General features: G+C 70.2%; 21 protein-coding genes. 11 read left to right on the forward strand and 10 right to left on the reverse strand.

All coding sequences use genetic code 11. From position 1 onward, the window contains the following. The first annotated feature begins 73 nt into the window (after nucleotides 1–73). Both ACAM42_RS24125 and ACAM42_RS24130 read left to right on the forward strand, forming a co-directional pair. Nucleotides 74–769, forward strand: coding sequence for a gamma-glutamylcyclotransferase (locus ACAM42_RS24125; RefSeq protein ID WP_369629663.1), 696 nt, complete (start codon nucleotides 74–76; stop codon nucleotides 767–769). Continuing rightward, complete coding sequence (locus ACAM42_RS24130) at nucleotides 766–1,305, forward strand: superoxide dismutase family protein (RefSeq protein WP_369629664.1); 540 nt, start codon at nucleotides 766–768, stop codon at nucleotides 1,303–1,305. Before ACAM42_RS24125 ends, ACAM42_RS24130 begins: the two co-directional genes overlap by 4 nt. 17 nt (nucleotides 1,306–1,322) lie before the next feature. Here ACAM42_RS24130 and ACAM42_RS24135 read toward each other — a convergent pair whose 3' ends face one another. Further along, nucleotides 1,323–1,892 carry an NTP transferase domain-containing protein gene (locus ACAM42_RS24135; RefSeq protein WP_369629665.1) on the reverse strand — a complete coding sequence of 190 codons (570 nt, stop codon included), beginning with the start codon at nucleotides 1,890–1,892 and terminating at the stop codon, nucleotides 1,323–1,325. A gap of 29 nt (nucleotides 1,893–1,921) precedes the next feature. On the opposite strand from ACAM42_RS24135, the gene pdxH reads away from it, so the two are divergent. Further along, on the forward strand, nucleotides 1,922–2,578 hold the full coding sequence (gene pdxH, locus ACAM42_RS24140; protein WP_369629666.1) for a pyridoxamine 5'-phosphate oxidase: 657 nt from the start codon (nucleotides 1,922–1,924) through the stop codon (nucleotides 2,576–2,578). A 7-nt stretch (nucleotides 2,579–2,585) separates the two neighbouring features. Here pdxH and ACAM42_RS24145 read toward each other — a convergent pair whose 3' ends face one another. The 6 genes from ACAM42_RS24145 to msrA all read right to left on the reverse strand — a co-directional run bounded on the left by ACAM42_RS24145 (nucleotide 2,586) and on the right by msrA (nucleotide 8,458). After that, a complete protein-coding gene (locus ACAM42_RS24145) occupies nucleotides 2,586–3,800 on the reverse strand; it encodes an OmpA family protein (protein WP_369629667.1) in 1,215 nt (404 codons plus the stop codon). Continuing rightward, entirely contained in the window at nucleotides 3,800–4,183 is a 384-nt protein-coding gene (locus tag ACAM42_RS24150) for a hypothetical protein (RefSeq protein WP_369629668.1), read from the reverse strand. Before ACAM42_RS24150 ends, ACAM42_RS24145 begins: the two co-directional genes overlap by 1 nt. Nucleotides 4,184–4,316: 133 nt before the next feature. Then, nucleotides 4,317–5,267: an AEC family transporter gene (locus tag ACAM42_RS24155; RefSeq protein WP_369629669.1), complete on the reverse strand. Its 951-nt coding sequence runs from the start codon at nucleotides 5,265–5,267 to the stop codon at nucleotides 4,317–4,319. A 43-nt stretch (nucleotides 5,268–5,310) separates the two neighbouring features. After that, nucleotides 5,311–7,407, reverse strand: a complete 2,097-nt coding sequence (locus tag ACAM42_RS24160; protein WP_369629670.1) for a TonB-dependent receptor — start codon at nucleotides 7,405–7,407, stop codon at nucleotides 5,311–5,313. A gap of 84 nt (nucleotides 7,408–7,491) precedes the next feature. Then, on the reverse strand, nucleotides 7,492–7,887 hold the full coding sequence (locus ACAM42_RS24165; protein WP_369629671.1) for a hypothetical protein: 396 nt from the start codon (nucleotides 7,885–7,887) through the stop codon (nucleotides 7,492–7,494). 19 nt (nucleotides 7,888–7,906) lie between these two features. Beyond that, the gene (msrA, locus tag ACAM42_RS24170; protein WP_070062460.1) at nucleotides 7,907–8,458 is read right to left on the reverse strand and encodes a peptide-methionine (S)-S-oxide reductase MsrA; all 552 of its coding nucleotides are present in this window, start codon (nucleotides 8,456–8,458) and stop codon (nucleotides 7,907–7,909) included. Nucleotides 8,459–8,561: 103 nt separating this feature from the next. Here msrA and ACAM42_RS24175 point away from each other — a divergent pair, with 103 nt between their 5' ends. The 4 genes from ACAM42_RS24175 to ACAM42_RS24190 all read left to right on the forward strand — a co-directional run bounded on the left by ACAM42_RS24175 (nucleotide 8,562) and on the right by ACAM42_RS24190 (nucleotide 11,935). Further along, on the forward strand, nucleotides 8,562–9,239 hold the full coding sequence (locus ACAM42_RS24175; protein ID WP_070062459.1) for a TetR/AcrR family transcriptional regulator: 678 nt from the start codon (nucleotides 8,562–8,564) through the stop codon (nucleotides 9,237–9,239). Nucleotides 9,240–9,333: 94 nt separating this feature from the next. Then, nucleotides 9,334–10,011, forward strand: a complete 678-nt coding sequence (locus ACAM42_RS24180) for a protein-L-isoaspartate O-methyltransferase (RefSeq protein ID WP_062469799.1) — start codon at nucleotides 9,334–9,336, stop codon at nucleotides 10,009–10,011. 16 nt (nucleotides 10,012–10,027) lie between these two features. Then, entirely contained in the window at nucleotides 10,028–10,381 is a 354-nt protein-coding gene (locus tag ACAM42_RS24185; protein ID WP_070062458.1) for a rhodanese-like domain-containing protein, read from the forward strand. A gap of 24 nt (nucleotides 10,382–10,405) precedes the next feature. After that, on the forward strand, nucleotides 10,406–11,935 hold the full coding sequence (locus tag ACAM42_RS24190; RefSeq protein WP_369629672.1) for a TolC family outer membrane protein: 1,530 nt from the start codon (nucleotides 10,406–10,408) through the stop codon (nucleotides 11,933–11,935). 16 nt (nucleotides 11,936–11,951) lie between these two features. Here the strand turns inward: ACAM42_RS24190 and ACAM42_RS24195 are convergent, their stop codons facing one another. Together ACAM42_RS24195 and ACAM42_RS24200 are read right to left on the reverse strand one after the other, a co-directional pair. Then, a complete protein-coding gene (locus ACAM42_RS24195) occupies nucleotides 11,952–13,343 on the reverse strand; it encodes a 3-deoxy-D-manno-octulosonic acid transferase (protein WP_369629673.1) in 1,392 nt (463 codons plus the stop codon). Nucleotides 13,344–13,350: 7 nt separating this feature from the next. Further along, nucleotides 13,351–14,733, reverse strand: a complete 1,383-nt coding sequence (locus ACAM42_RS24200) for a phosphomannomutase/phosphoglucomutase (RefSeq protein ID WP_369629674.1) — start codon at nucleotides 14,731–14,733, stop codon at nucleotides 13,351–13,353. A 110-nt stretch (nucleotides 14,734–14,843) separates the two neighbouring features. Here ACAM42_RS24200 and ACAM42_RS24205 point away from each other — a divergent pair, with 110 nt between their 5' ends. The 3 genes from ACAM42_RS24205 (at nucleotide 14,844) to ACAM42_RS24215 (ending at nucleotide 17,981) form a co-directional block, all read left to right on the forward strand. Beyond that, nucleotides 14,844–16,448 (forward strand): DNA-3-methyladenine glycosylase 2 family protein, encoded by a 1,605-nt coding sequence (locus tag ACAM42_RS24205; protein ID WP_369629675.1) that lies wholly within the window; start codon nucleotides 14,844–14,846, stop codon nucleotides 16,446–16,448. Next, nucleotides 16,445–16,942, forward strand: coding sequence for a methylated-DNA--[protein]-cysteine S-methyltransferase (locus ACAM42_RS24210; protein ID WP_062469816.1), 498 nt, complete (start codon nucleotides 16,445–16,447; stop codon nucleotides 16,940–16,942). The genes ACAM42_RS24205 and ACAM42_RS24210 overlap by 4 nt, the downstream gene beginning before the upstream one ends. Nucleotides 16,943–17,018: 76 nt before the next feature. Beyond that, nucleotides 17,019–17,981 carry a DMT family transporter gene (locus tag ACAM42_RS24215; protein WP_369629676.1) on the forward strand — a complete coding sequence of 321 codons (963 nt, stop codon included), beginning with the start codon at nucleotides 17,019–17,021 and terminating at the stop codon, nucleotides 17,979–17,981. 7 nt (nucleotides 17,982–17,988) lie between these two features. On the opposite strand, the gene ACAM42_RS24220 is transcribed toward ACAM42_RS24215, so the two are convergent. Then, a complete protein-coding gene (locus tag ACAM42_RS24220) occupies nucleotides 17,989–18,642 on the reverse strand; it encodes a DUF1345 domain-containing protein (protein WP_070062606.1) in 654 nt (217 codons plus the stop codon). 186 nt (nucleotides 18,643–18,828) lie between these two features. On the opposite strand from ACAM42_RS24220, the gene ACAM42_RS24225 reads away from it, so the two are divergent. Further along, the gene (locus tag ACAM42_RS24225; RefSeq protein ID WP_369629677.1) at nucleotides 18,829–19,677 is read left to right on the forward strand and encodes a hypothetical protein; all 849 of its coding nucleotides are present in this window, start codon (nucleotides 18,829–18,831) and stop codon (nucleotides 19,675–19,677) included. The last annotated feature ends 79 nt before the right edge of the window (nucleotides 19,678–19,756 follow it).

Genomic DNA, 19,756 nt, shown 5'->3' on the forward strand with positions numbered 1-19,756 from the left:
AATTGTAGGCGCCACCCCCGACACCCCCGTGTCAGCCGGCGCGCCGGACCCCGGTCCGCCGGGTCTCGACCCCATGCCCCGTCCGCTGCGCGACCCGCAGCCGATGCTGGAACGCGCGATCGCCGACTGGGGCGGACGCGACGATCTCTGGCTGTTCGGCTACGGCTCGCTGATCTGGCGGCCCGAGTTCGGCTTTGCGGAACGGCGCGCGGCCTCGGTGCACGGCTGGCACCGCGCGCTCAAGATGTGGAGCCGCGTCAACCGCGGCAGCGTGCAGACGCCGGGCCTGGTGTTCGGGCTGCTCTCGGGCGGCAGCTGTCGAGGCGTGGTGTTCCGCGTGCCGAAGGCCGAGGGCCTGGAGACGCTCAAGCGCCTCTGGCTGCGCGAGATGCCGACCGGCGTGTACGACCCCAAGTGGCTGCAATGCGGCACCGCCGAAGGGCCGGTGCGCGCGCTGGCCTTCACGCTGTCGCGGCGCAGCCCCAACTTCACGGGCGAGCTCAGCGACGAGCGCTACCGCCACATCTTCGCGAATGCCGTGGGCCGTTACGGCAGCTCGCTCGACTACGCGCGCCAGACCCTGCTCGAGCTGCAGCGCCACGCGATCCACGACGCGGCGCTGGCCCGGCTGGTGGCGCTGGCCACCGAGCCGCCATTTCAGACACCCGCCGATTGCGGGACAGCCCCGGCTCCGGTATACGTTGCGGGGTCTTCGGACACCGCGTCCTCTCAACCCTCCACCCCGTTCATCAATAAGGAAAACCAATGATCCATCGCCGTCTCCTCGCCACTGGCACCGCCCTCCTCGCCACTGCCGTGCTCGCCGCCTGCGGCAGCATGGGCGGCAAGCCGAGCACCACGGTCGAGCTGACGCCGACCGCCGCCGTCACGCCCAACCCCGCGCGCGGCTCGGTGACGCTCACCGCCCTCGACCACGGCGTGCGCGTGTCCGGCGAGGTGCGCGGCCTGGCGCCGGGCAGCGAGCACGGTTTCCACATCCATGAAAAGGGCGACTGCGGCAACAACGGCAACGCCTCGGGCGGCCACTTCAACCCGGCCGGCGGCACACACGGCAAGTTCTCCGCGCCCGGCAGCCATGCCGGCGAGCTGCCCAGCCTCGTGGCCGATGCCAGCGGCGTGGCGCGCTTCAGCGTCGACAACCACGCGATCTCGTTGACCGACGGCACCGCCAACAACGTGCGCGGCCGTGCGCTCGTGGTGCACCGCGACCGCGACGACTTCACGACGCAGCCCGCCGGCAACTCCGGCCCGCGCGTGCTCTGCGCGGTCGTTGCCACGAACTAAGCAAAAAGTGTGAGTGGTCAGGCGCCCGCGCGCGCCTGCCAGAGCGCCTCGGCCCGCGCCAGGGCCTCGGGCGTGTCGATGTCGGTCACGACGCCGGCATCGTCCACGGCCAGATCGATGACCGAATCGATGGCACGCATCGCCCGCAGCACGGACGATGCGCCCAGATTCCCCTCCAGCGCCGCCAGCTGCGCCCCGCAGCCCGCCGCAAAGCCCACCGGGTGCCCGCGCTCGCCCCGGTACTGCGGCTGCACAGCATTCACCCGCCCGCCGAGCGCGGCGGCCACCGCCCGCAGCGTGGCGGGCAGCACCAGCGGCAGGTCGCCCGGCAGGATCAGCCAGCCCGCCGCGTCGGGCGTGGCGCGCACGGCGGCGGCGATCGAATCGCCCATGCCGGGGTGACCCGCGTCTTCCAGGTGCCACGGCAGGCCGCTCGCGCGCACCGCGTCGAGCGTGCGCTCGAGCACCGGCCGGCCCGCGAGCAGCGCCTTCAGCTTGGAGCCCGTGCCGCCGGCCGCGATGAAACGCTCGCCACGGCCCGAGGCCAGCACGATCACGGTCGGGGAGTTCGCCTCTGTCGTCGTCATGGGCCGAGTATGTGCGCAACAATCCCGGCATGACTTCTTCTCCTCTTTCCAAGGACGCGCTGGCCGCGCTGCGCAAGAGCTACGAGCGCGCCGAGCTCGACGAGACCCGCAGCGCCCCCGACCCGCTCCAGCAGTTCGAGCGCTGGCTCACCGAAGCCGTCGACGCGCACATCCCCGAGCCCAACGCGATGACGCTGTGCACCGTGGGCAGCGACCTGCGCCCGTCCAGCCGCATCGTGCTGATCAAGGGCTACGACGCGCGCGGCATCGTCTGGTACACCAACTACGACAGCCGCAAGGGCCGCGAGCTGTCGGGCAACCCGTATGCGTCGCTGCAGTTCCACTGGGTCGAGCTGGAGCGCGTGGTGCGCATCGAGGGCCGCGTGGAACGCGTCAGCGCCGAGGAGAGCGACGCCTACTACGCCAGCCGACCGCTCGATTCACGCATCGGCGCCTGGGCCAGCCCGCAGAGCGAAGTGATCAGCGGGCGCGACGTGCTGGTGAAGAACGCCGCCGTGTACGCCGCCAAACACCTGCTCTCGCCGCCGCGCCCGCCGCACTGGGGCGGCTTCCGTCTGGTGCCCGACCGCTGGGAGTTCTGGCAGGGCCGCAAGAGCCGGCTGCACGACCGGCTGCGCTACCGGCTCGAAGGTGCGGACTGGGTGCGCGAACGGCTCGCGCCCTGAGCCTGCCTCAGGCCTCGCAACCAGCTACCTTGAATTCGACGCGCCGGTCCAGCGCGTCGCTCGCATCGTCGGCGCCCGTGCCGACGATGTTCTCGCGAAAGCCCATGCCGGCTTCGCGCAGCTTCCTCGACAGCGGCGGCGCCTCGCCCACCAGTCGCGCCTTGACGCTGGTTGCGCGCTGCAGCGACAGCCGCTCGTTGACCGCCTCCGAGCCCGTGCGGCTCGTGTGGCCCGTGACCACCACGCACGAATCGATCTGCGCAGCCTGCCGCGCGATCTGGCGCAGCCACATCGGGTAGGCCGCGCTGATCTTCGGGTCGGCCAGGAAGTCGGTCGAGCCCGGCTTGAACAGGAACTTGACACTCAGGTTGTTGCTCTCGAGCCCCAGCCGCGCCAGCGTGCCGAAGGTGCGCTCGGCATCGGCCGTGCGGCCCAGCTGCGACTGCGTGAGGTACAGCCCGCTGTAGATGCGCAGCTGCTGACCATCGGACCGCTTCGACGCGGCCTCGTAGCGGCTCAGGGCCTCGCTCATGCGGCCGGCCTCGTAGGCGGCGGTGGCCTCCTGCAGCACCGTGGCGGTCGGCAAGCGCTCCAGGTACAGCGCGTCGGCGGCCTGCCCGGCCGGCGTCTCGGCGGTGCGGATGTAGCCTTCCACGCCGCGGTCCTTGCCGTTCACCGGGCTGTCGCGGAAGAAGGCGGTGGGCCGCGTGTCGAGCGAGGCATCGCTGATGCGCGCCACCGACTGCGCGATCACCATGCCGCTCTTGATCTCGGTCATGGCAAGGTTCAGCCGGTACGGCGCGCCCGAGGCGTCCTTGTCGCGCACCAGCGTGCCGTTGAGCACGTACTGCGCGTTGCCGATCTCGTTGGCGTTGAACGGCGTCACGGTGAACTGCTTGAACTGCGCCTGCATGCGCTGCACGATGCGCTGCTCGGCCACGCGCGTCACCTCGGTCTGCTGGCCGCTGGCGCCTTCGAGCAACGGGTCGATCACGATGCGCCGCTGCGTCAGCGTCGATTCCACCTTCGCCAGGAAGGCCGGCAGTTTCTGCGTCTGCACCATGAGGTCGTCGACCGCCTGGGTGACGGCCTGATCGAAGGGCATGGCGCTGCTGGGCGCGGGGCGGTGCGCGCAGGCGGCGGCCAGCAGCGCGGCGGTGCACAGCGCCAGCACGCGCCACAGGGTTCGGGGGACGGCGGTGTTCGTGTGGGTCGTGGTCATCAGCACTGGCTCCTCAAAATGGTCATGTCCTGGTCCGACAGCGGCTCGCCCACGGCGGCGCGCATGTTGATCTCGCTGCAGCGTTTCGATGGCGCAGGGCGCCGCTCGGCCGGTTCGCGATGCACCTCGGGCGCCGGGGCCGGCGCTGCGGTGGCGGTGATCTGCGGGCGTGGCTTCGGCGCCGGCCGCACGACGGCGGGCTTGGGCTCCGCTTCCCTGGCCGGCGGTGCCTCCGCCGGCACAGGAACGGCCAGGCAGGGCGTGCGGCACGGCTTGGCCTCGCCCGCCGCATGCGCGCGCGCGCCGTGCAGCGCGATCATCGTCGCGACCACCGCCGTCACTGCAAGGGCAAGGGGCGAAACACGCGCCGGGTAGATCGTCATCAGCCGGCAAATGTAGGGGCGCGAACGCCGCTCGCCAGCCCACCAAACGGCCACCCCTGCCAAACGGCATAGGGCTAGCGCTGTCGCTCAGTCGGGCAAAAGTTCGCGAAAGGCGCGGAAGAAATGGGGGCCGTCAGGGCAACCACTGCACCCAGGTCATCACCAGGGTGAGCGTGCCCAGCGCCAGCACGGTCGACACGGCGACGCTGGCCGTGACCAGGTCTTCGGCGCTGCGGTAGCGCTGCGAGAACAGGAACACGTTGGCGCCGATGGGCAGCGCCGCCGCCACCACCATCACGGTGAGCGGAATGCCGCGCACGCCCAGCAGCCAGCCGATGAGCGCCACCAGCAGCGGGTGCACGAGGTTCTTCACCAGCGCCTGCGCCAGCGCGCCGCGCCAGTGGCGCCCGATGGGCGTGAGCGCGAGCGTGATGCCCACCATCACCAGCGCGACCGGCCCGAAGGCCTGGCCCAGCAACTGGATCGGCTTGTCGATCACCTCGGGCATCACGAGGCCCGTCTGCGCGAACAGCAGGCCCGCGATGATGGGCAGCGGCACCGGATGGATGATGGCGTTGCGCAGCGCGCGCCCCACGGTGCGCGCCATGGAGCGCCGGTCGGCGCCGCTCACCGCCGCGTGCTCGCGCGCCACGGCCAGCTCGAGCACCACGGTGGCGCTGGTCATGAGCACGAGCGAATGCAGCGAGATCAGCGTGAGCAGCACCACCATGCCGGGCTCGCCGTAGGCCAGGCCGATCAGCGCGATGCCGATCATCACGGTGTTGCTGTAGGTGTTGGCCAGCGCGAGCACCGCGCCCGTGCGGTTGAAGCCGCGCCACGCGAGCGTGGCCGCGAACAGCAGGCCCGAGGCGATGAAGTACGCCGCCACGGGCTTCAGGCTCAACTCCTGCACGTGCACCGTGCTCATGGCGCGGAACAGCAGCGCGGGCGCGAGCAGCAGGAAGATGAGGTTCGACAGGTCTTTCACCGCATTGCCGCCGATCCACCGGCGCCGTCCGGCGAGGTAGCCGGCGGCAATGAGAAGAACGACGGGCAGCAGGGAAGAAATGACGAACGAATTCACCCGGCGAGGATAGCGCGCGCCCGCCGCTCAAAAGGTCGGAACGTCAGAACGTGACGCGCAGGCCCACCTTCAGCGAACGCCCCGGCAGCGGCGCCTTCGGGAACACCGTGGTCGTCAGGATCGAGGTCGGCGTGTAGGCCAGCGTGTTCCCGATGTTGTCCATGCGCGCATACCAGGTGAGGTTGGCGCGCTGCACCTTCATGCGGTAGCTGATGGACGCGTTCCACAGCGTGTATGCGTCCGTCTCGCGCGCGCCCACGCTCGGCACCCGGCGCTGCGCCGCGTTGTAGTCGAAGCCGACGCGCGCGGTCCATGGCCCGTTGCCGTAGGCCAGCGTGGCGCCCAGGCGCAGCGGCGCGATGCGCGGCAGCGGCTCGCCGGTGTCGAGGTTCTTGGCGCGCACGATGTCGCCGCGCCATTCGAGGTCGAGCGTGCCCGCGTCGGCCATGCGCGCGAAGCCGTCGGCGCCCAGCAGCCGCAGGTTGCCGTTGGCCTCGATGCCGGTGAAGCGCGCGCGCATGCCGCCGTAGCGGTACTCGGCCAGCGTGTCGGTCGCTTCGGGGTCGGTGACGACCTGCCCTTCCTCGTCGAGCGTGCGGCCCGACGCGGTCAAGCCGATGTAGTTGCGAAAGCGCGTGACGTACGCGTTCACGCGGGCCGTGTTCGGGCCCGACTTCCACTGTGCGCCCAGGTCGAAGCCGGTGGACTTTTCCTTGCCCAGGTTCGGGTCGCCCACTTCCCAGGCCGCCGTGGCCACGTGCGGTCCGTTGGCGAGCAGTTCGTAGTCCTTCGGTGCGCGCTCGGTGTAGGCCAGGTTCGAGGTCAGCTGCCACTGCGGCGTGAGATTGACCAGCGCGCCGAACGCCGCGCTGTGCGGGTTGAAGGTGCGCTCGCCGATGGCGAAGCGCGTCACCGACAGGTCGTCGGGGTAGCCCAGCGAGCGCACCGTGACCTTCTCGGTGCGCGCGCCGAAGCTCAGGCGACCCCACGAGGTGCCGAGCTCTTCGTGCAGGAACAGCGCGTTGGAGCGCGTGCGGCTGTGCGGCGCGAAGGCCTCCGAGCCGTCGGCGGCGAAGCGGTTGGTCTCGCGGCTGAAGCCGATGAGGCCTTCGAGGTTGCCTATCTTTTCGTGCCGCGCTTCGATGCGCAGGTCGTTGCTCAGGTTCGAGAAAGTGGTGCCGACTTCGGCGCCTTCGAACTCGGTGTGGCGGTAGTCGGTGCGGCTGACCTTCGCGTGGATGCTGCGGATGAAGCCACCCGGGCGCCATTCGCCTTCCAGCGCGTAGCGGTCGGACTTCATGCCGATGGTCACGTCGTCCTCGGCCACGGTGCCGTAGTTGCTGCGGTAGGTGCTGGCCGAGGCGCCGATCCAGCCCTGGCTGAAGAACAGCGTGCCGCCGACCGCGCCGCCGTGCGCCTCGTTCTGGGAGTTGCAGATGCGACGCGCGAGCGACAGGCGCCCGGGCTTGCTGCATTCGAGGTCGACCGGCACCGCCACATCTTTCGAATCGCGGTTGAAGGCGTCGACGTGCAAGGCGAAGCGGTCGTTGCCGCCTTCGAGCAGCACGCCGCCGCTCTTTTCCTTGTTGCCGCTGGCGTAGCCCAGATCGGCACGGCCGCCGAAGCCGTTGATGGGCTCGGTGGGGATGCGGTTGTCGATCACGTTGACCACGCCGCCCACGGCGCTGCCGCCGTACTGCAGCGCCGAGGGGCCGCGCAGCACCTCGATGCGCTCGGTCACCAGCGCGTCGATGGGCACCGCGTGGTCGTAGCTCAGCGCCGAGGCGTCGGGCGCGCCACCGCCGTTCTGCAGGATGCGGATGCGGTCGCCGTCCTGCCCGCGGATGCTGGGTCGGCTGGCGTTGGGGCCGAAGTAGCTGCTGCTCACGCCGGGCAGGTTGTTCAGCGTTTCGCCGAGCGTCGATTCGGAGCGCAGCAGCAGCTGGTCGCCCGACAGCGAGGTGGTCGGCGCGATCAGGTCGCTCGCGCCCAGCGGGTTGCCGGTGACGGTGACTTCGCGCAGGCTGGTGGCGTCAGCGGCTGGGGCGGCGGCGGTGTCGGCGGTCTGGGCCAGGCTCGCCACCGAGGCGAGCGAAAGAACAGCAGCGCCGATGGCGTTGCGACGGAATTGGGGGGTCATGAAAAAGGAACACTCGTTGAATCGGGGAACGACCGGCCGCCCTCACCCGCCCGAAGGGGGTGCGGCAACCGGAACACGGGGGATTCAGCGAGTGGAAGGCGGGCCGCGCGCGTCGAAGAGCGCGACCCAGCGGGCGATGGCTTCGCCCTGCAGGTAAGCAAACGTGGCCGCCGGCAGCAGCATCGGCAGCACCACCAACGGCACGCCGGGTACGCCCGTGCCGTGCGCGAGCTGGTCGTACAGGCGGCAGTCGGCGTCGTCGTGCACGCCGAACAGGCTGGCCAGCGTATGGCCGGTGACGTGCCGATGTTCGGCCTGTGCCGTTGCGGCTGCTGCAGCGGCGGGCAGGCCCGGCACGTGCAGCGAACGGTGCATGAGCCCCATCGTGCCCGCGAACCAGAGCGCGAACGCCAGCGCGACGACGAGCGCGCGGGTGGCGCGCGTCATGCGGGTCGGGGTCTGGCGCAGGGTGGCGGACACGGGGCGTGAAAGAAGAGGCTCAGGCCTTGACGCGCGAAGCGAAGGTCTTCTGAAACTTCTCGACCTTCGGGCCGACCACGAACGCGCAGTAGCCCTGGTTCGGGTGGTTCAGGAAGTAGTCCTGGTGGTAGGCCTCGGCCGTCGAGTAGTTGGCCAGCGGCGCCACTTCGGTCACCACGGGCGAGCTGTAGGTCTTGCTGGCCTCGATCTCGCGGATGACGGAGTCGGCCACCTCTTTCTGGGCGTCGCTCGTGGTGTAGATGCCGCTGCGGTACTGGGTGCCGACGTCGTTGCCCTGGCGGTTGAGCGTGGTGGGGTCGTGCACCACGAAGAAGATCTCGAGCAGCTCGCGCAGGCTGATCTGCGCCGGGTCGAACTCGAGCTTCACGACCTCGGCATGGCCGGTGCGGCCGGTGCAGATCTGCTCGTAACTCGGGTTCAGGGTCTGGCCGTTGCTGTAGCCCGACTCGACGTCCAGCACGCCCTGCACCCGGTCGAACACCGCCTCGGTGCACCAGAAGCAGCCTCCACCGAGCACGATGGTTTCGGTGGGCGACGGTGAGGAAGACATGGCGCGGCTCCGGGTGGGTTGGAAAAAGCGGGGACCGGTATTGTCGCGGCTTGACGGGCCGGATGCCGGTCACTACATTACTAACCCGTCAGTCATTAACACCATGGCCTCCCCCCGTTCCCTCGTCGACAAGTTCTGCCCGCTGCCGTCCAAGCGCGAGCGGCGCAAGGAGGCGCGTCCGGGCGAACTGCTGGCGGCGGCGCTCGACCTGTTCGTCGAAAAGGGCTTTGCCGCCACCCGCTCGGAAGAAGTGGCGGCCCGCGCCGGCGTGTCCAAGGGCACCCTCTTTCTTTACTTTCCGAGCAAGGAAGAGCTGTTCAAGGCCGTGGTGATCGAAAACCTCGGTGGCCGTTTCACAGAGTGGAACGCCGAGTTCGAGGCCTTCGAGGGCACGACGGCCGAAATGCTGCGCTACTGCATGAACGTCTGGTGGGAGCGCGTCGGCCTGACCAAGGCCTCGGGCCTGACCAAGCTGATGATGAGCGAAGGCGGCAATTTCCCCGAGCTGGCGGAGTTCTACCGCGAGCAGGTGGTGCGCCCCGGCCACGAACTCCTGCGGCGCATCCTGCAGCGCGGTATCGACCGCGGCGAGTTCGTGCAAATGGACATCGACCACGCCATCTATTCGGTGGTCGCGCCCATGGTGTTCCTCATGCTCTGGAAGCATTCGGCCATGGTCTGCGTCGACGGCGTGAGCACGCTCGACCCCGAAAAATTCATCGCCACCCAGTGCGAAACCGTGCTCTACGGGCTCTGCGTGCGCCCCGGGAGCCCCGCATGACGCCCGCCGGATGGCCGACTGGCGCGGTGGCGTCATCGACGCGACCTAAAATTGAAGGTTTGTCCCGTCCAGAGCCTTCAAGGAAAGCCACGCCATGAACCCCACGCCCACCCTCGAGCGCTTGCGCTTCAACATGATCGAACAGCAGATCCGTCCCTGGGACGTGCTGGAGTCGGACATCCTCGAGCTGCTGGCCGAGATTCACCGCGAAGACTACGTGCCCGACGCGCACCGCACGCTGTCCTTCTTCGACATGGAACTGCCGCTGCTCGACGGCTCGGTGCCCGGCGAATTCATGCTGTCGCCCAAGGTCGAGGCCCGCACGCTGCAGGACCTGCACATCCAGAAGCACGAATCGGTGCTCGAGATCGGCACCGGCTCCGGCTTCATGGCCGCCCTGCTCGGCGCCCGCGCGGCCCAGGTGCTGTCCCTCGAAATCAACCCCGTGCTGGCCGCCCGCGCCGCCGAGACGCTGCGCAGCAACGGCGTGACCAACGTCGAAGTGCGGCACGCCGACGGCGCCGTGCCCCTGGCCAGCGGTCCGAGCTTCGACGTGATCGTGCTCAGCGGCTCGGTCGCGCGCATTCCGCAGAACCTGCTCGGCTCGCTCAAGGTCGGCGGCCGCCTGTCGGCCATCGTCGGCGACGAGCCCATGATGCGCGCTCATTTCGTGACCCGCACCAGCGAAAGCAAGTGGGAGACGATCCAGCCCTGGGACACCGTGGCGCCGCGCCTGCTGAACTTCCCCGAGCCCTCGCGCTTCGCCTTCTGATCGAGCGGCCCACCGAATGATCGATCAAGTCCGCCCCGCCGACCTGGCCGCCTGGTTCGCACAGGACGCCGACGCCGCCCCCGTGCTGCTCGACGTGCGCGAGCCCTGGGAGCTGCAGACGGCGAGCGTCGCGCCGCAGGGCTTCACGCTGGTCGCGATCCCGATGAACGAGATCCCCGGCCGGCTGGCCGAACTCGCCGCCGGCGACGGACAGCCCGCGCCCCGCATCGCCTGCCTGTGCCACCACGGCGCCCGCAGCCAGCGCGTGGCCGCTTTTCTGCACCAGAACGGCTTTGACTCGCTCGCCAACGTGGCGGGGGGCATCGACGCCTGGTCCGCGCAGCACGACCCGAGCGTGCCGCGCTACTGATTCTTTCCCTCCCAAGGACGTTCAATGCCTCCCAGGCCCCGGCTTCTGCCTCTTTCCGCAGCCCTCGCAAGCGCCATTGCGAGCCTGCTCGCACTGCCGGCCCAGGGCCAGACACTGAACGAACTCTACGATTCCGCGCGCGGCTTCGATGCCACCTACCAGGGCGCGCGGGCCCAGTACGAGGCCAACCTGGCGCGCGCCGCGCAGGCCAAGGCGGGCATCCTGCCGGCCGTCGGGCTCACCGCGGGCGTGAACCGCAGCAACCTGGACATCGACACCCTGACCGGCACCGGCCGCGGCAGCAGCGCCTCGCGCGACTTCACCACGCAGAACGTCGGCATCAACGCCACGCAGCCGCTGTACCGCCCCGCCAACTGGGCCGCCTACGAGCAGGGCAAGCGCCAGGCCGAAGTGGCGCAGGCGGTGCTCACCATCGCCGAGCAGGACCTCATCGTGCGCGTGAGCCAGGCCTACTTCGACGTGCTCGCCAGCCAGGACAGCCTGGCCCTGGTGCGCGCGCAGAAGGTGGCCGTGGCCGAGCAGTTGGCCTCGGCCAAGCGCAACTTCGAGGTCGGCACCTCCACCATCACCGACTCGCGCGAGGCCCAGGCCCGCTACGACCTCGTGATCGCCCAGGAAATCGCCGCCGAGAACGACCTGCAGGTCAAGAAGGTGGTGCTCGACCAGCTGGTCGGCCGCCCGGGCAGCGTGCCCGTGCCGCTGGCCGCGCCGGTCGTGCTGCCGACCGCGCAGCCCGCCGACATCAACGCCTGGGTGGCGCAGGCCGACGAGGTGCATCCGGCGATCCGCCAGGCGCGCCTGGGCCTGGACGTGGCCGGGCTCGAGGTGCAGAAGGCGCAGGCCGGCCACAAGCCCACGCTCGATGCCAACCTGGGCTACAACGTCACGCGCAACCCGACCGGCACCAGCACCAGCACCGTGGGCACGCGCGTCAACGCCGCCACGGTCGGTGTCACCTTCAACCTGCCGCTGTTCGCGGGCTTTGCCACCGAGAACCGCATCAAGGAAACGCTGGCCCTCGAAGACCAGTCGCGCAGCGTGCTCGAGGGCACGCGCCGCAGCGTGGCGCAGGCCACGCGCGCGGCCTACCTCGGGCTGGTGTCGGGTGCGGGGCAGGTGAAGGCGCTCGAAGCGGCCGAGTCCTCCAGCCAGAGCGCGCTCGACGCCAACAAGCTGGGCTACCAGGTGGGCGTGCGCATCAACATCGACGTGCTCAACTCGCAGAGCCAGCTGTTCCAGACCAAGCGCGACCTCGCGCAGGCGCGCTACAACGTGCTGCTGGGCAACCTGAAGCTGCGCCAGGCCAACGGCACGCTGACCACCGACGACATGAACGCGATCAACGCGACGCTGGCACGCAATGGCAGCACACCTGCAGTGCCTGCCGCGACGACGGGCGCGCCTGTGGTGCCCGTGACGCCGCCGGCCATTCCGGTGGTGCCGCCGGTGCCGGTGCAGCCGTTCAACCCGCCCGCGCCGACGATGCCGTCGGCACCGCCGCCGCCGGTGATCCTGAATCCGCCGGTGCGCTGACCCGGCAACGGGCCGCTCAATCCAGCGTGGGCTCGGCCCGCGCCGCTTCGGGCGGCGCGCCGTCGTCGCCGGCCACAGGTGTCGTCACCGGCTCCGCCGCCTGCGCAATCGCCAGCACCGCCGCCGCCGTCCGTTCGGCTGCACCGCGGTTCGACGACGAAAACGCCAACGCGGCCTGCGCCATCACCGCACGACGCTCGGGGTTCTCGACCAGCTTGAGCGCGGCCGTCACGGCCTGCTCCATGCCCTCGACGCGCAGCGACGCGCCCGCCGCGAGCGACAGCTGCGCCGCCTCGGCAAAGTTGAAGGTCGAGGGGCCCATGACCACCGGGCAGCCGCAGGCCGCCGGCTCGATGAGGTTCTGTCCGCCCAGGGGCTCGAAGCTGCCGCCGAGCAAGGCCACGTCGGCCAGGCCGTAGTACAGCGCCATCTCGCCCAGCGAATCGCCGAGCCAGATCTCGGCCTCGGCCGGCTGGCCGGCCGCGCTGCGGCGCGCCACCGCGAAGCCTTCGGCCTCAATGAGCGCCGCCACTTCGTCGAAACGCTGCGGATGGCGCGGCACGATCATCCATTGCACGTCGTGCACGCGCTTGGCGATCGAGCGGATCGCGCCCTGCTCGGGCGGCACCGGCGAGGTGGCGCCGAAGCGCTTGAGCACCTCCAGCAGCAGCCGCTCCTCACCGTCGCGCGAGCTGGCCAGCACGACCATCGGCCGGGGCAGGTGCTCGCGCAGCGACACGGCCGTGGCCAGTTGCCGCGCGTCGGGCGTGGCGTCGAACTTGAGGTTGCCGTAGATCCCGGCCACCTTGGCGCCCAGCGACACCAGCCGGTGCGCGTCGGCCTCGGTCTGCGCCCAGACGGCGGCGAGCGCCGAGTACGCCGGCCGCGCCAGCCCGCTGAGCCGTTCGGCCGCGGCGCGCGATTTCTCGTTGAGCCGCGCATTGGCCAGCACCAGCGGAATGCGGCGCTCGGCGCAGGCGGCGGCCATCTCGGGCCAGACCTCGGTTTCCATCAGCACGCCGATGCGCGGCTGGAAGCGGTCGAGAAAGCGGGCGACGGCGCCCGGCGTGTCCCACGGCTGCCAGACCTGCGTGTCGCCGGGCTCGAGCAGCTTGGCGCCCTCTTCGCGGCCCGTGGCGGTGCCGTGCGTGAGCAGGATCGGAATGCCCGGGTACTGGCGCCGCAGTTCGGCGATCAGGATGGCGGCGGCGCGCGTCTCGCCCAGCGAGACGGCATGCACCCAGCACTGGGCAAAGCCGGTGGTGGCGTCGTCGTAGTGGCCGAAGCGCTCCTCGACGGCCACGGCATAGCCGGGCTCGGCGATGGCGCGGCGGCGCAGCTTGCGGCGGACCAGCGGTTGGACGGCGGTGGTGAAGACGCCGTAGAGGCGAAGCAGCAGGGAACGCACAGGTTCTTCAGTGGGCAGCAGCGGCCAGCGTGGCGTCGGGCTTGACCGTTCGCAGCACCGCAAGCATCTCGGTCTCGATGCGTTGGAGCGCCGCCTCGGTCTGGCCTTCGAAGCGCAGCACCAGCACGGGGGTGGTATTGGAAGCGCGGATCAGCCCGAATCCATCGGGCCAGTCCACGCGCAGGCCGTCGATGGTCGAGACCTGGGCGGGCGCGTCGAAGCGCGCGTTCTGCACGAGCTGGGCGACCAGCGCGTGCGGCTCGCCTTCGGCGCAGGCGACGTTCAGTTCAGGGGTCGAGAAGCTGGTGGGCAGCGCATTGAGCACGGCGTTCGCGTCCGGGTGCTTGCTCAGGATCTCGAGCAGGCGGCAGCCGGCGTAGGTGCCGTCGTCGAAGCCGTACCAGCGCTCCTTGAAGAAGATGTGGCCGCTCATCTCGCCGCCCAGCGGCGAATCGATTTCCTTCATCTTCGCCTTGATGAGCGAATGGCCGGTCTTGTAGATCATCGGCGTGCCGCCCGCGGCCACGATGGCCGGCGCCAGGCGCTGCGAGCACTTCACGTCGTAGACGATGGTGCCGCCGGGCACGCGCGAGAGCACGTCCTGCGCAAAGAGCTGCATCTGGCGGTCGGGGAAGATGTTCTGGCCGTCCTTCGTGACGATGCCCAGCCGGTCGCCGTCGCCGTCGAAAGCCAGGCCCAGCTCGGCCTGGCCCTTGGCCAGTTCGGCCATCAGGTCCCGGAGGTTGTCGGGCTTGCTCGGATCGGGGTGGTGGTTGGGGAAGTTGCCGTCGACCTCGCTGAACAGCTCGACCACGTCGCAACCGATGGCGCGGAAGATGGCCGGCGCGGTCGCACCCGCGATGCCGTTGCCCGAATCGACCACGATCTTCATGGGGCGTGCGAGCTTAATGTCGCCCACGATGCGCTGCACGTAGGCGTCGGTCACGTCGACCTTGCGCACGCTGCCGCCGGGGGCCAGCGTGGCGCTGCCGTCTTCCATGGTCTTGCGCAGGCCCTGGATCTCGTCGCCGTAGATCGCGCGGCCGGCCAGCACCATCTTGAAGCCGTTGTAGTCCTTCGGGTTGTGGCTGCCCGTGACCTGGATGCCGCTGGTGCACAGCGTGTGGGCCGCGAAGTACAGCATCGGGGTCGTGACCGCGCCGATGTCGATCACCTCGACGCCGGTGGCGACCAGGCCGTCGATCAGCGCGTCCACCAGCGCCGGGCCCGACAGGCGGCCGTCGCGGCCCACGGCCACCGCGGTCTCGCCGGCCGCGCGTGCTGCGCTGCCGAAGGCACGGCCCAGCGCCTCGGCCACTTCGACATCGAGACTGAGGGGCACGACGCCACGGATGTCATAGGCCTTGAAGATCGATGCGCTGAGCTGCATGAAGGGCGGGGTCACTGTTGGTTCGGAGTCGGGCATTGTAGGCAACGCGTTGTAGACATCGATGTCCGAAAACGGCCAGTTGAAACGAGTCGAAACCGTATCATTTCCCCATGTCTACCGCCCACGCCCCCTCCGAAGTGCTCGAGAGCGACGCCTGCTACCTGGCGATGAAGACGCACGACGCGCGCTTCGACGGCTCGTTCTTCACGGCCGTGACCTCCACCGGCATCTACTGCCGGCCGGTGTGCCGCGTGAAGCTGCCGCGGCGCGAGAACTGCCGCTTCTTCCGCCACGCGGCCCAGGCCGAAGCGGCGGGCTTTCGCCCTTGCTTGCGGTGCCGGCCCGAACTGGCACCGCGCGCGGCCAGCTGGTCGACCGAAGATGCCTCGCGCATCCTGGCGCTGCAGGCGGCGCGGCTCATCGACGAGCCCGATGCCTGGTCCGAGGAAGGCCCCGGCGCGGCACAGATCGCGGCCCGCCTGGGCGTGAGCGACCGCCACCTGCGGCGCATCTTCGAGGCGCAGTTCGGCGTGTCGCCGCTGCAGTACCTGCAGACGCGCCGCCTGCTGGCCGCCAAGCAGCTCATCGCCGACACCCGCCTGCCGATGACGCAGGTGGCGCTGGCCAGCGGCTTCGCGAGCGTGCGGCGCTTCAATGCAGCCTTCGTGGAGCACTACGGGCTCAACCCGAGCGCGCTGCGCCGCGCGGGCGGCACCGAGGGCGGAGAAGGCAAGGCGATTGAAGTGCGGTTGGGCTTTCGCCCGCCCTACGACGCGAACGCCATGCTCGGCTTCTTCGCACGGCGCGCGCTGCGCGGCGTCGAGACCGTGCACGCCGCCGACGGCAAGGAGCCCGCCAAGGGCAGCACCCCCACCTACGTGCGACTGGCGCGCACGCTGCGCGTCCAACAAGGCGGGCAGGCGCATGCCGGCTGGCTGCAGCTGCGCTTCGACCTCGAACGCGAGCAGGTGCTGCTGGCCGTGAGCGATTCGCTGGCCGCGGTGCTGCCGATCGTCATCAGCCGCGCACGCGCGCTGTTCGACCTCGACGCGGAGCCGATGGCCATCAACGCCGCGCTGCATGCCGCCTTTCCGCACGGCGACGGGCTGCGCGTGCCGGGCACGGTCGACGGCTTCGAGCTCGCGGTGCGGGCGGTGCTGGGCCAGCAGATCACCGTGGCCGCGGCGCGCACGCTGGGCTCGCGGTTGGTCGAGGCCTTCGGCGACGCCATCGACACGCCCATCGAAGGCCTGAGCCGCCTGTTCCCCACGCCCGCCGCGCTGGCGGCGGCCAGCGGCGACGCGCTCGGGCAGCTGGGCATCGTGCGCCAGCGGCAGGCCGCGCTGCAGGCCATCGCGCGCGAAGTGGCCTCGGGCCGGCTGGCGCTGCATGCGGGCGCCGACGTGCCCTCGACCCTCGCGGCGCTGCAGGAACTGCCCGGCATCGGCGCCTGGACCGCGCAGTACATCGCGATGCGCGCGCTGCGCTGGCCCGACGCCTTTCCCGCCGGCGACGTGGCCCTGCAGAAGGCGCTGGGCGTGACCACCGCGCGCGCCGCGGGCGAGGCCTCGCAGGCCTGGCGCCCCTGGCGCAGCTACGCGGTGCTGCGGGCCTGGCACACGCCGCCCGCGCCCGCCGAACCGGCACCGGCCGCCGCGCCGACCGCCACTTCTTCCGACCTCGCAACGGCAGGCCCCGTGCCTGAAAGACCATGAAATTCAAACGCACCGTCATCTACACCTCGCACACCGACACGCCGCTGGGCGGCGTCACGATGGCCGCCACCGACCAGGGCCTGGCCGGCGTCTGGTTCGACCACCAGCGCCACTGGCCCGACACCACGGGCTGGCAGACCAAGGACGACCACCCCGCGCTGGTCGAGGCCGCCGCGCAGCTGCGCGACTACTTCGCGGGCCGCCGCAGCCACTTCGACATGCAGCTCGACCTGTCGCACGGCACCGCCTTCCAGCAGGGCGTGTGGCAGGCGCTGCTGGCCATCCCGGCCGGCGAGACCACGACCTACGGCGCGCTGAGCCAGCGCGTGGGCAACCCGGCCGCGGTGCGCGCGGTCGGCGCGGCGGTCGGGCGCAACCCGATCAGCGTGATCGTGCCCTGCCACCGCGTGCTGGGTGCAGACGGCTCGCTGACCGGTTACGCTGGCGGGCTCGAGCGCAAGACGGCCTTGCTCGAACTCGAGACCGGCAAGTAAGACAGAAGAAAACACCGCCCATGGCGCAGCGCCACATCCCCTCGATGTGGCGCCGCGCCAATCCCCAAAGAGACGCATGACCACAACGAACAACAACAGCACCGTCGCCCCCTCGCCTTCGCCCGCCCCCGCCGCGCTCGCGCCCAAGGCGTGGCTCGTCGATCTCGTGCTTCTGGGCGCGCTGTGGGGCGCCTCTTTCCTGTTCATGCGCATCGGCGCGGCGGAGTTCGGCGCGCTGCCGACGGCCGCCGTGCGCGTGGCCATCGCGGCGCTGTTCCTTCTGCCGATCGCGCTGCTGCGCGGCCAGGGGCCGTCGATCGCGAAGCACTGGAAGGCCAGCCTCACGGTCGGCATCTTCAACTCGGGCATGCCCTTCGCGCTGTTCTGCTTCGCGCTGCTGACCATCAACACCGGCCTGGCGGCGGTGCTCAACGCCACCACGCCGATGTTCGGCGCGCTGGTGGCCTGGGCCTGGTTCCGCGAGCGGCCGAACGGCTCGCGCCTCGTCGGCCTGGTGATCGGTTTCGCGGGCGTCGCGATGCTCGCCAGCCGCAGCGCCGGCCTGCATGCCGGCGCCAGCAACCATGCCGCGCTGTGGGCCGTGCTGGCCTGCCTGGCGGCCTGCCTGTGCTACGGCATCTCGGCCAGCGCCACGCGGCGCCACCTGTCCGGCGTGCCCGCGCTGACCACGGCCACGGGCAGCCAGATCGGCGCCAGCCTGTTCCTCGCGCTGCCCGCGATCTGGCTCTGGCCCGCGCAGATGCCCAGCCTGCGCGCCTGGCTGGCGCTGCTGGCCCTGGGCATCGCCTGCACGGGCGTGGCCTACATCCTGTTCTTCCGGCTCATCGAGCGCGCCGGCCCGGCCCGCGCCCTCACCGTGACCTTCCTCGTGCCGGTGTTCGCGCTGTTCTACGGCGCCGTGTTCCTCGGCGAGCAGATCACGCAGTGGATGCTGATCTGCGCCTTCGTGATCGTGTGCGGCGTGGCGTTGTCGACCGGCATCGTCAAGCTGCCGTCGCTGCGCAAGGCCGCGGGCTGAGTTTTCTTCAAACCACGCCGGCCACCACGTTCACGGACAGGGCCAGCACGAGCATGTTGAAGGCGAAGGCAAGCACGCTGTGGACCAGCGTGATGCGCCGCATCTCGTGCGAGGTGGCCTGCACGTCCGACACCTGCGAGGTCATGCCGATCACGTAGGCGTAGTACATGAAGTCGAAGTAGTCGGGTGCTTCCTTGCCCGGAAAGTCGAGCCCGCCGTCGGAGGCGCTGTCCTTGCGGTCGATGTAGTAGCGGTGCGCGTAGTGAAAGGCGTAGATCGTGTGCATCATCAGCCACGAGCCCGCCAGCGCCACCAGCCCCAGCGCCACGTGCGCGCCGCGCGCCCAGCCGCTGAGCTGGCGCACCTGCTGCAGCAGCATCGCGATGGCGACCACGCTCACGCCCACTGCCACCAGCATCGACACCAGGATCACGACGTTGGGCTGGTCCAGCTGCTGTGCGCGCTCGCGCGTGCGCTGGGCATCGAAGGTCTCGGCCAGCCACCAGCTGAGCACCTGGTACACCGCCACGCCCGCGCACCAGCCGGCCAGCGCGCGCGCCGTGAGGCCCATCGGCCAGGGCACGAGCGCCACCGCGACGGCCGCCGCGGCCCCGTAGAGAAGACGTTGGGGACCGGTGGTGGTGGAAAGGTGTTCGCGCATGGGCGGACTGTAGCGCCGCGGCATGCATCGGCGCGCGATCGGCAATTTCCTACAGGCACATCGGCCAACGGCGCATGCGCAGCGCGGTGCCGCGTCACTAAGGTGATGCGGTTTCAGGGAGCCTCAGCCCGGAGGCATCGCGCCATGCACATGCCCGAGGCATCTTTCACCCGAAGGATTTCTTTCATGCTGTTGCTTCGTTCGCGTCCGTTCGACCGGACCGCGAGATTCGGCGCCCTGGGCGCCCTGGCCGGAACCGGCGCCCTCTGCCTTCTTTGCTTCGCGCCCTTTGCTGCGGCCGAGCCCTCCCCGGCGCTGGACCGTTTCAGCTTCTCGGTGGGGGCCTTCAGTGCCGACCCCAAGTTCAGCGCCTCGGTCGAAACCCCCTATGGCGTGCTGCGCTCGAACGAGCTCAAGCCGGGGCGCGTGACCATGCCGCGCATCTCGGCCGATGTGCTGATCGGCGACAGCCAGGGCCTGTCTTTCGACTACTACCGCTACAAGCGCGACTACGAAGGGCAGGTGGCCGGCAATACCTCGTTCGGCAGCTTGGGCTCGCTGAGCGCCATCGGCAACGCGAACCTCTCGGCCCAGCTGGACTTCGCCAAGCTCGCCTACAAGTGGTGGCTCGGTTCGGGCAACACCGTCTTCGGGCTGGGCGCCGGCGCGGCCTACTACCGCGCGACGCTCGGTGCCAGCGCGCTGGTCGGCGTGAACGGACAGGTGCGCTCGGTCAGCGAGCGCTCGAGCGATAACGCCATCGCGCCCCTGCTCGAGGTCGGCGTGCGCCACGCGATCACGCCCGACCTTCGGTTGTTCGCCGACGCCTCGGGCGTGTGGAAAAGCAGCGGCCGCTTCCACGGCAACATCTACAACGCCGCAGCCGGCGTGGAGTGGTTCCCGGTGAAGAACGTGGGCCTGGTGCTGTCGTATGGCGTGACCAACATTGACCTCACGCGCGAAGGCGGCTTCGCCGATTCGCGCCTCAAGGTGCGGCTGCAGGGGCCCTCGGCCTTCCTCAAGGCCCGCTTCTGACGCGGCCCCGGCGGGCGGCCGGCGCCGCATAGCCACTCTTCGCAAGACCGGCAGGCGGTGCCGGTCTTAGTCTGCGCTC

The sequence above is a fragment of the Variovorax sp. V35 genome, from assembly GCF_041154465.1.
Taxonomy (GTDB): domain Bacteria; phylum Pseudomonadota; class Gammaproteobacteria; order Burkholderiales; family Burkholderiaceae_C; genus Variovorax; species Variovorax boronicumulans.